The following is a 12,614-nucleotide window of genomic DNA, read 5'->3' on the forward strand; positions in this document are numbered from 1 at the left end:
ATCTCAGAGGAGTTATCCATGCAGTATTTCGTGACGGGGGCAACGGGGTTTATTGGCAAGCGGCTTGTGAAGAAGCTGCTGGAGCGCAAGGGCGCTGTGGTCCACTTCCTGATTCGCAAGGAGAGTGCCGACAAGGTGGCCGACCTGCGCAGCTTCTGGGGTGTGGGGCCCACGCGTGCGATTCCCGTGTTTGGCGACCTTACCGCCAAGAAGCTGGGCGTGGCGGCCGATGATGTGAAGAAGCTCAAGGGCCAGATCGACCACTTCTACCACCTGGCAGCGGTGTACGACCTGGCTGCCGATGAGGAAACCCAGGTGGCCGTGAACATCGAGGGCACGCGCAACACGGTGGACCTGGCCAAGGCCATTGACGCCGGGCATTTCCACCATGTCTCTTCCATCGCTGCTGCGGGCCTGTATGAAGGTGTGTTCCGCGAGGACATGTTCGACGAGGCCGAGGGCCTGGACCACCCGTACTTCCAGACCAAGCACGAGAGCGAGAAGATCGTGCGCCAGGACTGCAAGGTGCCCTGGACGGTGTACCGCCCGGCCATGGTGGTGGGTGACAGCACCACCGGCGAGATGGACAAGATCGACGGCCCCTACTACTTCTTCAAGCTCATCCAGCGCCTGCGCCAGCTGCTTCCGCCCTGGATGCCCACGGTGGGCCTGGAGGGCGGGCGCGTGAACATCGTGCCCGTGGACTTTGTGGTGAACGCGCTCAACGTCATCAGCCACCAGAAGGACATCGGCAAGAAGTGCTACCACCTGGTGGACCCGGTGGGCTACCGCGTGGGCGATGTGCTCGACATCTTCAGCCGCGCCGCCCATGCACCGCGCATGAACCTGTTCGTCAACGCTGCGCTGCTGGGCTTCATTCCCAAGAGCGTGAAGAAAAGCCTGATGGCGCTGGCGCCCGTGCGCCGTGTGCGCAATGCGGTGATGAAGGACCTGGGCCTGCCCGAGGACATGCTGACCTTCGTGAACTACCCCACGCGCTTCGATTGCCGCGAAACCATGGCGGCGCTCAAGGGCTCGGGCGTGGCCTGCCCCAACCTCAAGGACTACGCCTGGCGCCTGTGGGACTACTGGGAGCGCAACCTCGACCCCGAGCTGTTCATCGACCGCACGCTCAAGGGCACGGTGGCGGGCAAGGTGGTGTTGATCACGGGTGGCTCATCGGGCATCGGTCTGGCCGCTGCGCACAAGTTTGCCGAGGCGGGCGCCACCACCATCATCTGCGGCCGAGACCAGGACAAGCTGGACGAAGCCTGCGCCGAAGCCAAGGCCAAGGGCTACCAGTTCATCGCCTATTCGGCCGACATTGCCGACATGGCCGACTGCGACCGTTTTGTGCAGCTGCTCATCGACAACCATGGCGGTGTGGATTTCCTGATCAACAACGCGGGTCGCTCCATCCGCCGCGCCATCGAGTCGAGCTACGACCGCTTCCACGACTACGAGCGCACCATGCAGCTCAATTACTTTGGCTGCCTGCGCGTGACCATGGGCTTCCTGCCCGGCATGGTGGAAAAGCGCAAGGGCCATGTGGTCAACATCAGCTCCATCGGCGTGCTGACCAATGCGCCGCGCTTCTCGGCCTATGTGGCCAGCAAGGCGGCGCTGGACGCCTGGACGCGTTGTGCCTCCAGCGAGTTTGCCGACCAGGGCATCACCTTCACCACCATCAATATGCCGCTGGTGCGCACGCCCATGATCGCGCCCACCAAGATCTACAACAATGTCCCCACGCTGAGCCCCGAAGAGGCCGCTGACATGATCGCCCAGGCCTGCATCTTCAAGCCGGTGCGCATCGCCACGCGCCTGGGCATCACGGGGCAGCTGCTGCACGCGCTGGTGCCGCGCGTGGCGCAGATCACCATGAACACCAGCTTTCGGATGTTCCCGGATTCCACGGCCGCCAAGGGCGGTGGCAAGGACGCCAAGCCGCAGCTCTCGGCCGAGGCGGTGGCGCTGCAGCAGATGATGCGTGGTATTCACTTCTGATGACCGTCCGGCCCGCGCAGAACCCCCCGCGTTGAACTCTGTTACCGGGGGGCCGGTCAGGGTGGGATAATCGTGGGTTGTGCCGAGCTGGCATTTCACACAGCCCTCCCTATGATTCTGGTTACCGGCGGCGCAGGTTTCATTGGCGCCAACTTCGTTCTTGACTGGCTCGCTGCCACTAGCGAGCCCGTGGTCAACCTCGACAAGCTCACCTACGCGGGCAACCTGCACAACCTGGACAGTGTGCAGGGTGACGCGCGCCACATCTTTGTGCAGGGCGATATCGGTGACACCGCATTGGTGGCCCGCCTGCTGGCCGAGCACAAGCCCCGCGCCGTGGTCAACTTTGCGGCCGAGTCGCATGTGGACCGCTCGATCCACGGGCCCGAGGACTTCATCCAGACCAACATCGTCGGATCGTTCCGCCTGCTCGAAGCCGTGCGCGCCTACTGGGGCGCATTGCCAGAGAGCGACCGTGCCGCCTTCCGCTTTCTGCATGTGTCCACCGACGAGGTGTATGGCTCGCTGGCACCCACCGACCCCGCCTTTGCCGAGACGCGCGGCTTCGAGCCCAACAGCCCCTACAGCGCCAGCAAGGCCGCCAGCGACCACCTAGTGCGCGCCTGGCACCACACCTACGGCCTGCCGGTGCTCACCACCAACTGCAGCAACAACTACGGGCCGTATCACTTCCCCGAGAAGCTGATCCCGCTGATGATCGTCAACGCCCTGGCGGGCAAGAACCTGCCGGTGTATGGCGACGGCATGCAGGTGCGCGACTGGCTGTACGTGAAGGACCACTGCAGCGCCATCCGCCGCGTGTTGGAGGCGGGCGCTCCCGGCGAGACCTATAACGTAGGCGGTTGGAACGAGAAGCCCAACATCGAGATCGTGAACATGGTCTGCAGCCTGCTCGACGAGCTGCGCCCCCGCGCCGACGGCCAGAGCTACCGCACCCAGATCACCTACGTGAAGGACCGCCCCGGCCACGACCGTCGCTACGCGATCGACGCCCGCAAGATCGGGCGCGAGCTGGGCTGGAAGCCCGCCGAGACTTTCGACACCGGCATCCGCAAGACCGTGCAGTGGTACCTAGAGCATGCCGACTGGGTGGCCAACGTGCAGACCGGCGCGTACCGCGACTGGGTGGAGACCCAGTACGAGCAGCAGCCCGCAGCCGTGGCGGGCGCCCGCGCATGAACATCCTGCTCTTCGGCAAGGGCGGCCAGGTCGGCTGGGAGCTGCAGCGCAGCCTGTCGGTGCTGGGCACCGTCACCGCGCTGGACCACGACAGCACCGAGCACTGTGGTGACTTTGCCAACCCCGCTGGCGTGGCCGAGACGGTGCGCGCTCTGCGCCCCGATGTGATCGTCAATGCGGCGGCCCACACCGCCGTGGACAAGGCCGAGAGCGAGGCTGACTTCGCCCGCACGCTGAACGCCACCACCCCCGGCGCCATCGCGCAGGAGGCCGCCGAGCTGGGCGCATGGCTGGTGCACTACAGCACCGACTACGTTTTTGACGGCAGCGGCAGCCGCCCCTGGGTCGAGACCGACACGCCCGCACCCTTGAGTGTGTATGGACGCACCAAGCTCGAAGGCGAGCAGCTGATCGCCCAATCCGGCGCCAGGCACCTGATTCTGCGCACCAGCTGGGTGTACGCCGCACGCGGTGGCAACTTTGCCAAGACCATGCTGCGCCTGGCGCAGGAGCGTGAACGCCTGACGGTGATCGATGATCAGTGGGGTGCGCCCACCGGCGCGGACCTTCTGGCCGATGTGACGGCCCACGCCATCCGCCACCTGCAGAGGCACCCCGAGCACGCGGGCCTGTACCACTGCGTTGCCGCAGGCGAAACGACCTGGAATGCGTATGCAAAATACGTTCTGTCGCGCGCCAATATTGAAAATTCAGCTATTAAAATAATAGCAAAAGAGGTGGCGCCTGTGCCCACCAGTGCTTTCCCGACCCCGGCGGCCCGCCCGCACAACTCGCGCCTGAGCACGGCCAAGCTGCAGACCACCTTTGGTCTGCAGATGCCGCACTGGCAGGCCGGTGTGGCGCGCATGCTGGCTGAAATTCTCTGAACGGCACCCTCACATGACGCAACGCAAAGGCATCATCCTGGCCGGAGGCTCCGGCACCCGGCTGCACCCGGCCACCCTTGCCATCAGCAAGCAACTGCTGCCGGTGTACGACAAGCCCATGATCTATTACCCGCTGAGCACGCTGATGCTGGCGGGCATCCGCGACATCCTCATCATCAGCACCCCGCAGGACACGCCACGTTTTGCGCAGCTGCTGGGCGATGGCAGCCAGTGGGGGCTGAATCTGCAATACGCAGTGCAACCCAGCCCGGATGGCCTGGCGCAGGCGTTTGTGATCGGCGAGGCGTTTCTGGATGGGGCGCCCAGTGCGCTGGTGCTGGGCGACAACATCTTCTATGGTCACGACTTCCACGAACTGCTGGGCAATGCCCGGCAGCGCGAGGCAGGCGCCAGCGTGTTTGCCTACCATGTGCAAGACCCTGAGCGCTATGGCGTCGCCGAGTTTGATGACCAGGGCAAGGTGCTGTCGCTGGAAGAGAAACCCAGGCAGCCCAAGAGCAGCTATGCGGTCACGGGCCTGTATTTCTACGACGGCCAGGTGGTTCAGATGGCCAAGGACCTCAAGCCCTCGCCACGCGGAGAGCTGGAAATCACCGATCTGAACCGGCTGTACCTGGCGCAGGGGCAGCTGAATGTCGAAATCATGGGGCGCGGCTATGCCTGGCTGGACACCGGCACGCATGAAAGCCTGCTCGAAGCGGGCCAGTTCATCGCCACGCTGGAGCATCGCCAGGGGCTCAAAATCGCTTGCCCTGAAGAAATCGCGTGGCGCTATCAATGGATAGATAGCAGTCAACTTGAGAGCATTGCTCTGCCACTCATTAAGAGCGGCTATGGGCAGTATCTGTTGCGTTTGCTCAAAGATAGAATTTATTGAGATCCCATGAAAATTACGTCGCTGTCCATTCCGGATGTTTTTCTTGTTGAACCCACCGTGTTTGGTGATTCCAGAGGCTTTTTCTACGAAAGCTTCAACCAGCGCGTGTTCAACGAAGCTACAGGTACTTCTCAGCAGTTCGTGCAAGACAACCACAGCCGTAGCGTCAAGGGGGTGTTGCGGGGATTGCACTACCAGATTCAACAGCCTCAAGGCAAACTGGTCCGCGTAGTGCGTGGTGCAGTGTTTGATGTGGCGGTAGACATTCGGCGTAGTTCTCGCACCTTTGGCCGTTGGGTGGGTGAAGAACTCAGTGAGGAAAACCGTCGCCAGTTATGGGTACCGCCTGGCTTTGCGCATGGTTTCCTAGTGCTAAGCGATACGGCAGAGTTTCTTTACAAGACCACGGATTACTATGCCCCAGCGCATGAGCGTTGCATTGCATGGAATGATCCGGATCTTGCAATTGATTGGCGCCTTGCGGGGCTGCAGCCTCTGCTTTCGGCCAAAGACGCAAAAGGAATCCGGCTCGCAGAGGCTGAACTCTTTTGTTGACGATGACGTTCCCGAGGGAGGGAGCTCAGTGAAGGCGTTGGAGAGCCTTGTAGAGATCGGAGGAGCCGAATTTCGCATTCTGCGGGTCTAGCGAGAACAGGTTGTGATCGCGCGCGACCGCGTTGCCTTGCCAGTAGGGCTCCAGAAAGAATGACAGGAAATCGGCCCCCTGTCGGGCGTGCTGGTCCAGAACCTTACGCAGCTCGGGGGCAGAGAGTGCTTTGAGGGGGTGAAACTCCGTGATGCCATATCTGCGGTGTGCAGTTGTCCCATACCACGCAGGAAAATCAGGCCCATAAGTTGCATCACCATACAGACTTACACCAAGTCGGATGCTGTTTGTGTTGCGAAGTGATGCATCTATAGCGAACTTCTGAGCGTCCCAGCTAGGGTTGGCGAAAGGGATGATTTGATGGGTATAGCGTGGTGCCTTGGCTAGGCAGGATTGCCCGACGACAGCGTCAAAAAAAAGTAGATAGGCTAATACCTGCTGGCCTCGAAACGCATGCCACAGTGGAACCAGCGGGTTGTAGTAGTAGGACGATTGATCCGCAGGCATGTCTACGTAGGCTGGCAGCGTACCGTCCGCCAGAGTATGTTTGGGTAGTGGACGCTGTGGCTGCAGGACTGGTGTTTTTTGCTCTCGATCCATGATGGCAACCCGTCGGGTGTCCAGTGCAATCAAGTGGCCCGGGGTGCGTTCCAGGAATATATCGATCTTGTGTAGACCTGCAGGCAGTTGTCTGAAATCCATGTCCAGTCGCCAGCCGGTGTTGGCATCGCCAAATTCGGGCTTCGCGAGGAGAACATCCTGGCGCCCTTTGTTGACCGCTGTCTTTCCGACAAAGATACCGTTGCGGTAAACGTGGATCCAGGCAGGGGGGGAAGCAGCATCTTGGGGAGGGGCGAAGGCCCATCCGGCAATCGGCATGCTGCCGTGGGCATGTGAATCGATATGCTCAAAGTAGTTTTGCAGCGACTCGGTTCGGATGTCTCGCGATGGTGGAGAAACATCCGCAAAAGACGAAAACTGCGAGCCCAGCACACGGTTCAGTTGGTCAATGTTCCCAAACTGGGTTGTCAGGTATCTCTGGAATCCTGCAACGGAGGCGGGGCTGTAGTCCGTCACTCGGTAGGGTGGGTTGAAGCCCATCCCTCCTTCAAAGTCGGGGAACAGGTGGTGTAGTTCCCCCAGCAGTGTTATCCCCCTGACCTTGGATATGTCATGTGCTGGCAATGTGCATAACTCGTCGAGCAGTGCGTGGACTGCCTGCATACGCTTGGTAGAGATTTCTGTTTGTGTGGTGGCAAAAGTCCATGGATAAACAGGGTCTCCATAGTATGTACTTACAGGCAGTGGCCCGTCGCGGGTCTGTGCGAGATTGGCGGCATTGCGTGCCAGGGTTTCCTCAATGGGGGCCCGCGCCGAGAAATGGGTGGAAAAAAGGTACAGGATCAGCGGTCGCTCTGTATCGCGCACCGTTCGCACCAGGCGTTTGATCCTCTCCGTGTCAATGACCCAGTCGGAGCCTTGCGCCCGAAACAACTGCAGCAGCGGAACTGGCAGTGTGTATCCCATGGGGAATGGGGAGTGAGTGCGATGCGAGGGTTGTAGCTGCGACAGTGTGGACTCTACAAGGGCGGCAGCAGAGCCTTGCGGCCCTGTACAGTGCTGCGCAAGTGAGTCGGGGGCGGTGTCAGCCTCGGGTCTTAAAATACAGGTGTCGATCACGCCAACCATAGGGGCCAGCATCATTGGCCCTGATGGTTTGGGAGTGGATGGGGCGACTTTGTAAAACCATGCGGCGCCGACAATACCGGCGATAGCGACGCTACAGGATGCCCCTGCAATGGCAAACGCTGTGGTTTTCTGGAAGATTGCGTGCATGTGCTCAAGGAATGTTTTCCAACGACTGTACGCGAAGGTGATGTTGAGCATCCCGCTTGGCTTCGTGTGGCGTTCGCCTGTTGAGTTGTTGGGTTGCCCATGATTCACCCGGTTTGAGAGCCCGGGCTACACTCTCGCCCATTCTTTGCAGTTCGCTGGCTTTCTCGCCCATCGGGCTCGGTTTTCAGATCATCATGACCACACAAACATTGATTCCCACGGCTGAGCTGCAGGGCGGTGCAGCCTTGGAGCAGCCGAGGTTGGGCGAGCTGCTGGTGCAAGCCGGAAAACTCAGCGCCCGCGATCTTGAGCGAGCGCTCTCCGCCCAATTGGAAATGGGCGGAATGTTGGGGCGTGTGTTGGTTCGGTTGGGGCTGGTTTCGGATGTTGACGTCGCCAACATGCTTGCGCGTCAGCTGAAGCTGGACTTTGTGGCGGCAGATGGTTTTCCTGACCTCATGCCAGAGGTGGAAGGCTTGCTGCCAGAGTTCTTGCATGCGAACGCTGTTTTCCCGCTGCGCTTGGATGGGCGGGAGCTTCATGTAGCTATGGCGGTGCCGCAAGATGCATTCGTAGTAAAGGCCCTGCGCCTTGCCACGGGGTTCTCCATTCGTCCGTACTTGGCTCTGGAAAATGATATCGAAAAGGCGCTGGTGGAGCCCGTGGAGGAGGCGCCAGAAGACGATGATGGTTTTGGCGATGCCCTTGACGGGGGGGATTTTGTTGAGCATCTCAAAGATTTGGCCAGCGAGGCGCCGGTCATTCGCTTGGTCAATACCATCATCGGCCGCGTGACCGACTTGAGAGCGTCTGACATTCATCTGGAGCCCTTTGACGACGGTCTGCATGTGCGCTACCGCGTCGATGGGGTGATACATATGGGTGAGCTGGTGCCCCCTCGTCTGTCGGCTGCTGTTAGCTCCCGCGTTAAATTGCTGGCGCATCTGGACATTGCCGAGCGTCGCTTGCCTCAAGATGGACGTATCAAAACGCGGGTGAAGGGGCGTGAGCTGGATTTGCGTGTTTCCACCGTGCCGACGGTGCATGGTGAAAGCGTCGTGATGCGTGTGCTGGATCGCGCCAGTGTGCGGCTTAATTTGGATACCATGGGTTTTGAGCAGGATACGTTGGCGCGTTTCAATGCTTTGCTCGCTCGTCCACATGGAATCCTGCTAGTCACTGGCCCCACGGGTTCCGGCAAGACCACTACGCTCTATGCTGCGTTGTCGAAAATAGATGCGAACTCGAACAAGATCATTACGGTAGAAGACCCGGTCGAGTATCAGCTTGAGGGGATCAATCAGATCCAAGTACACCCACAAATCAATCTGACCTTCGCTAACGCGTTGCGCTCTATCCTCCGTCAGGATCCCGACATCATCATGATTGGTGAAATGCGTGATGGTGAGACTGCCCAAATTGCAGTGCAATCTGCTCTCACCGGCCATTTGGTGCTCTCCACGCTTCACACCAATACGGCGGCTGGTGCTGTGATCCGCATGCAAGACATGGGGGTAGAGAGTTACCTCATTACCTCTTCGGTCAATGGGGTGCTGGCACAGCGTCTCTTGCGCACCCTCTGCAGTCATTGCAAGGAGCCTTATGAGCCTGGGCCGGAGGTGCGCCAGAGTACGGGGTTAACGCGTTTCTGTCCTTCTGATCGTCCCATTTACCGGGCTGTTGGGTGCGAGCACTGTCGGCAGTCTGGTTACCGCGGGCGGACTGGGATCCACGAGCTTTTTGTGCTGGATGAGCCTATGCGTCGTGCCATCATTGAGGGACTAGATGCCAATGCACTCAATGCAATCGCCGCTGGTTCTGGAATGCTGAGTTTGTTTGAGGATGGGTTGCGCAAGGTGGCGGCCGGCGTTACCACGCTTGACGAACTGGCGCGCGTCACTCAGGATCAGTCTGATGCCTGATTTTGCCTGGAGGGCTGCCTCAGCGGCAGGCAAGATCGAAGAGGGGAGACTGTTTGCGTCCAGCAGCGCAGCGGTCATCAAGCTGTTGCGCGAACGTGGAATGACACCGTTGCGTGTTGATGATGTCGCCGTCGCGGGTGTGAAGACTGCCTTGCCAGAAGGGAGTGGGGTATTGGCTGCGTCCAAGGCGCGTCATTCCAAGGGCCCTGTAACAGCTGCAGATGTGCTTGCGCTGACGGCAGAGCTTGCAATCATGCTGCGCGCGGGGTTGGCGTTAGACAATGCGTTGCGCGTACTGATTGACATGAGTCACAAGCCGAGTCTCTCTGTGTTGGTGCAGGGCATTCTTGATGCGGTTAAAGGCGGCACACCCCTAAGTCGTGCGCTGGCGGCACGTCGTGACCTTTTTGGTGACTTCTATATCAATATGGTGCGCTCGGGTGAGGTCAGTGGGCAGATGTCAGCCGTACTGGATCGATTGGTCGAGCACATGGAGCGTCAGCGTGCACTGAGAGATAGTGTGATATCGGCCACCATCTACCCTGCCATCCTGTTGGGGGTGGCTGTGCTCTCGTTGATTGCCATGCTGGGGTTTGTGGTGCCGCAGTTTGAAAAGCTTTTTTCAGATATGGGCGATGCTCTTCCTTTGCCGACACGTGTGGTGATGGTGATGGGGCAGGCGTTTACGAACTACGGGTTGGTGATTGGGGCGGGGGTCGTTATTGTTGCGGCATGGCTGATGCGGTGGCTGAAATCACCCATCGGTCGACAGTGGTGGCAGGCTCGTCTGCTGAGGCTGCCGATTGTGGGACGCATCGCTCTCAAGTACCAGCTCACACTTTTTTCGCGCTCCCTGGGGACCCTGCTTGGAAATGGTGTGCCTATGCTCACTGCATTGCACATAGCGACTGAGACAGTAGGGAACATAGTTTTGCGTCAGGCGCTTGCTCGGATTGCCCCTATCGTCAAGGAGGGGGGCAAAGTGGTTCAAGCAATTTCAGTTACAGGTATCTTTGAACCTCTTGCAGTCAACCTGATCCGAGTGGGGGAGGAGACCGGGCGCATCGGATCAATGATGCTGGAGTTGTCCAATATATTGAATCGTGATGTTGAGACTGGCATCAAGCGCCTGCTGACTTTGGTTGAGCCTGTACTCATCCTGGTTTTGGGTGTGCTGATTGCCGCCATCATTGTGTCCATACTGCTCGGGATTCTGTCGATCAATGACCTCGCCGTATAATTTTTGTTTGCCCAAGGATCTGTCTCTCATGGTGAGTACCCGCGCCCGCCGCATTTTTGGCCCCGCATCTGCAAACCGTTTCAGCCGCGGTTTTACGCTGATTGAATTGCTGGTGGTGCTAGCAATCCTCACCCTGCTGGCGGGGCTGGTAGGGCCTCGTGTGCTGGGCCAACTTGGCGGTGCTAAGGCGAAGACGGCGGCAGTGCAGATTGCTGATCTGGACAAATCACTAGAGTTATTCAAGCTGGATGTGGGGCGTTACCCCACATCTGAAGAGGGGCTTGAAGCCCTGGTCAAGAAGCCAGGAAGTGTGAATGGTTGGAATGGCCCCTACCTGAAGGGGGGGATACCTTCTGACCCTTGGAATCATCCCTATCGTTATGCCAATTCGGGTGGCGCTATTCAAATTCTCTCGCTGGGCGCAGATGGTGCTCCTGGTGGTGATGGTGAAAATGCCGATATCCGCAATACACCCTGATTAAAGCTGCTGGCCATGGCGGGATTTCCCTTGCGGCGCGAGCAGGGCTTCACGCTGGTTGAACTTCTGGTGGTTTTTGCCATCATGGCGTTGGTTGCTGGGCTGGTGCCGCTGGCTTATGAGCGTATGCGCGACGGCTCGCAGTACCGTGATGCCGTTCGCACCATGTTCAGTCAAATGCGCTTAGCCCGCTCCTTGGCGATCAGTGGTGGGCGGGATGTTAGTTTTGTTGTTGATATGGGGCGTCGCCGCTATGGCTTGGATGGCGAGCCGCTCAAGACTTTGCCCGAGTCGCTGCTGTTACGCGTCACTGTGGCAGACCGTGAGGTCGCTTCTCAAGGTGTAATGTCCATCCGATTTCTGCCTTCGGGCGGTGCGACTGGTGGAAGTGTAGAGATACTGCGTGCGCCTGGGGTGGGCACCCGGTTGCGTGTGGATTGGCTTTCGGGTCGAACCACGCAGGAAGCTCTTCTGCCATGAGAATCGAAAATGGACAGCGTGGCCTGACGCTGCTCGAGTTGCTGGTGGCCTTTGCCATCATGGCGCTCTCCTTGGGCATGTTGTATCGCATCATGGGGGGGGCGTCCGCAGCGCATGGGATATCGAACGATACCAACGTGCAGCCGTATTAGCACAGTCGTTGCTCGCGTTGCGTGATACCGTCCCTGAGGGGGGGTGGCAGCAGGCCGGGGAGTCTGCTGGTTATCAGTGGCGAATTCAGTCGGCGCCCTATTCCACTGGTTTGTCTGGACCGACGATCCCCGTGCTGCATGAGGTCGGTATCGCCGTCACCTGGGGGGAGGGCGAACGCTTACGCAGCTTGAATCTCACCACGCTGCGCCCTCAGCGCAGGCCGCCAGAACAGGTGCGTCGATGACTGGTGGCTATCGTGTCAATGTTGGCAGGGGGGGCGGCTTTACCTTGGTGGAGTTGCTCATCGTTCTTGTCTTGATGTCGCTTCTTGTGTTGGCAATGGGTTCCGCTTTGCGCACAGCATCGCAGACCGAGGTTCGCGTGGATGATCGGCTGCAGCGTGTGGACGACCTGCGCGTCGTGAATGGTTTTTTGCGTTCGGTGCTCGGCCGTGTGTCTGCGCAGAAGACGACTTTGCCGGTTGAGCTTGGCTCGAGTCCGTTTTTCTTTAATGGTGCTTCGGACTTCATGACCTGGGTGGGCGTCATGCCCGCGCGCTATGGAGCGGGCGGGCGTTACCACTTTCGGCTTGGCGTCGCGGAGGGGGGGGTTCTCCTGCTTCAGTATCTGCTCTGGGAAGGTGGAGGCATCCAGCCGGATTGGACCTCCGCACAGAGCGTCGGGTTGCTCTCGGGTGTCACGAGGCTCGCATTGCAGTACCAGGATGCGGCTGGAGAGCCGCCATCATCTATGCCGCAGTGGACAGTGACTGATCGTTTGCCCGATCGCGTGATGATCTCCATACAAACGGTCGCGGGTGTTTGGCCGGATATCGTTGTTCCGCTTCGGGTGCTGCCTGCCAGTGACCCACGCTCCAGTGGCCCGGTGTTTGGGGGGACTTGATCG

At 59.6% G+C, this 12,614-nt stretch carries 12 protein-coding genes; 11 read left to right on the forward strand and 1 reads right to left on the reverse strand.

What is annotated here, in order from left to right; translation table 11 throughout:
• Positions 1–18: 18 nt before the first annotated feature.
• From ACTPOI_RS24195 to rfbC, 5 genes are all read left to right on the forward strand, one after another.
• Complete coding sequence (locus tag ACTPOI_RS24195; RefSeq protein WP_094288896.1) at positions 19–2,007, forward strand: SDR family oxidoreductase; 1,989 nt, start codon at positions 19–21, stop codon at positions 2,005–2,007.
• 111 nt (positions 2,008–2,118) lie between these two features.
• Positions 2,119–3,207 (forward strand): dTDP-glucose 4,6-dehydratase, encoded by a 1,089-nt coding sequence (rfbB, locus tag ACTPOI_RS24200; protein ID WP_440113781.1) that lies wholly within the window; start codon positions 2,119–2,121, stop codon positions 3,205–3,207.
• Positions 3,204–4,094, forward strand: a complete 891-nt coding sequence (gene rfbD, locus ACTPOI_RS24205) for a dTDP-4-dehydrorhamnose reductase (RefSeq protein WP_440113784.1) — start codon at positions 3,204–3,206, stop codon at positions 4,092–4,094. The genes rfbB and rfbD overlap by 4 nt, the downstream gene beginning before the upstream one ends.
• Positions 4,095–4,107: 13 nt before the next feature.
• Positions 4,108–4,992, forward strand: a complete 885-nt coding sequence (gene rfbA / locus ACTPOI_RS24210; protein ID WP_440113787.1) for a glucose-1-phosphate thymidylyltransferase RfbA — start codon at positions 4,108–4,110, stop codon at positions 4,990–4,992.
• Between the two features lie 6 nt (positions 4,993–4,998).
• Positions 4,999–5,547, forward strand: a complete 549-nt coding sequence (rfbC, locus tag ACTPOI_RS24215) for a dTDP-4-dehydrorhamnose 3,5-epimerase (RefSeq protein ID WP_440113790.1) — start codon at positions 4,999–5,001, stop codon at positions 5,545–5,547.
• A gap of 25 nt (positions 5,548–5,572) precedes the next feature.
• Here rfbC and ACTPOI_RS24220 read toward each other — a convergent pair whose 3' ends face one another.
• Positions 5,573–7,486 carry a hypothetical protein gene (locus ACTPOI_RS24220; protein ID WP_440113793.1) on the reverse strand — a complete coding sequence of 638 codons (1,914 nt, stop codon included), beginning with the start codon at positions 7,484–7,486 and terminating at the stop codon, positions 5,573–5,575.
• Positions 7,487–7,629: 143 nt separating this feature from the next.
• Here ACTPOI_RS24220 and ACTPOI_RS24225 point away from each other — a divergent pair, with 143 nt between their 5' ends.
• From ACTPOI_RS24225 to ACTPOI_RS24250, 6 genes are all read left to right on the forward strand, one after another.
• Positions 7,630–9,357, forward strand: a complete 1,728-nt coding sequence (locus ACTPOI_RS24225; protein ID WP_440113796.1) for a GspE/PulE family protein — start codon at positions 7,630–7,632, stop codon at positions 9,355–9,357.
• Positions 9,350–10,597, forward strand: coding sequence for a type II secretion system F family protein (locus ACTPOI_RS24230; RefSeq protein ID WP_440113799.1), 1,248 nt, complete (start codon positions 9,350–9,352; stop codon positions 10,595–10,597). The genes ACTPOI_RS24225 and ACTPOI_RS24230 overlap by 8 nt, the downstream gene beginning before the upstream one ends.
• 28 nt (positions 10,598–10,625) lie before the next feature.
• Positions 10,626–11,075, forward strand: a complete 450-nt coding sequence (gene gspG / locus ACTPOI_RS24235) for a type II secretion system major pseudopilin GspG (RefSeq protein ID WP_440113802.1) — start codon at positions 10,626–10,628, stop codon at positions 11,073–11,075.
• 15 nt (positions 11,076–11,090) lie between these two features.
• Positions 11,091–11,555, forward strand: coding sequence for a GspH/FimT family pseudopilin (locus ACTPOI_RS24240; protein WP_440113805.1), 465 nt, complete (start codon positions 11,091–11,093; stop codon positions 11,553–11,555).
• Positions 11,552–11,707, forward strand: a complete 156-nt coding sequence (locus tag ACTPOI_RS24245; RefSeq protein WP_440113808.1) for a PulJ/GspJ family protein — start codon at positions 11,552–11,554, stop codon at positions 11,705–11,707. Before ACTPOI_RS24240 ends, ACTPOI_RS24245 begins: the two co-directional genes overlap by 4 nt.
• Positions 11,708–11,948: 241 nt before the next feature.
• Positions 11,949–12,611 carry a prepilin-type N-terminal cleavage/methylation domain-containing protein gene (locus ACTPOI_RS24250; protein ID WP_252660350.1) on the forward strand — a complete coding sequence of 221 codons (663 nt, stop codon included), beginning with the start codon at positions 11,949–11,951 and terminating at the stop codon, positions 12,609–12,611.
• The last annotated feature ends 3 nt before the right edge of the window (positions 12,612–12,614 follow it).

It is taken from the genome of Acidovorax sp. BL-A-41-H1, from assembly GCF_051942715.1.

Coding starts and splice junctions, on each gene's coding strand:
- ACTPOI_RS24195 (WP_094288896.1), top strand. CDS start 19: ATGCAGTATTTCGTGACGGGGGCAACGGGGTTTATTGGCAAGCGGCTT.
- rfbB (WP_440113781.1), top strand. CDS start 2,119: ATGATTCTGGTTACCGGCGGCGCAGGTTTCATTGGCGCCAACTTCGTT.
- rfbD (WP_440113784.1), top strand. CDS start 3,204: ATGAACATCCTGCTCTTCGGCAAGGGCGGCCAGGTCGGCTGGGAGCTG.
- rfbA (WP_440113787.1), top strand. CDS start 4,108: ATGACGCAACGCAAAGGCATCATCCTGGCCGGAGGCTCCGGCACCCGG.
- rfbC (WP_440113790.1), top strand. CDS start 4,999: ATGAAAATTACGTCGCTGTCCATTCCGGATGTTTTTCTTGTTGAACCC.
- ACTPOI_RS24220 (WP_440113793.1), bottom strand. CDS start 7,486: ATGCTCAACATCACCTTCGCGTACAGTCGTTGGAAAACATTCCTTGAG.
- ACTPOI_RS24225 (WP_440113796.1), top strand. CDS start 7,630: ATGACCACACAAACATTGATTCCCACGGCTGAGCTGCAGGGCGGTGCA.
- ACTPOI_RS24230 (WP_440113799.1), top strand. CDS start 9,350: ATGCCTGATTTTGCCTGGAGGGCTGCCTCAGCGGCAGGCAAGATCGAA.
- gspG (WP_440113802.1), top strand. CDS start 10,626: ATGGTGAGTACCCGCGCCCGCCGCATTTTTGGCCCCGCATCTGCAAAC.
- ACTPOI_RS24240 (WP_440113805.1), top strand. CDS start 11,091: ATGGCGGGATTTCCCTTGCGGCGCGAGCAGGGCTTCACGCTGGTTGAA.
- ACTPOI_RS24245 (WP_440113808.1), top strand. CDS start 11,552: ATGAGAATCGAAAATGGACAGCGTGGCCTGACGCTGCTCGAGTTGCTG.
- ACTPOI_RS24250 (WP_252660350.1), top strand. CDS start 11,949: ATGACTGGTGGCTATCGTGTCAATGTTGGCAGGGGGGGCGGCTTTACC.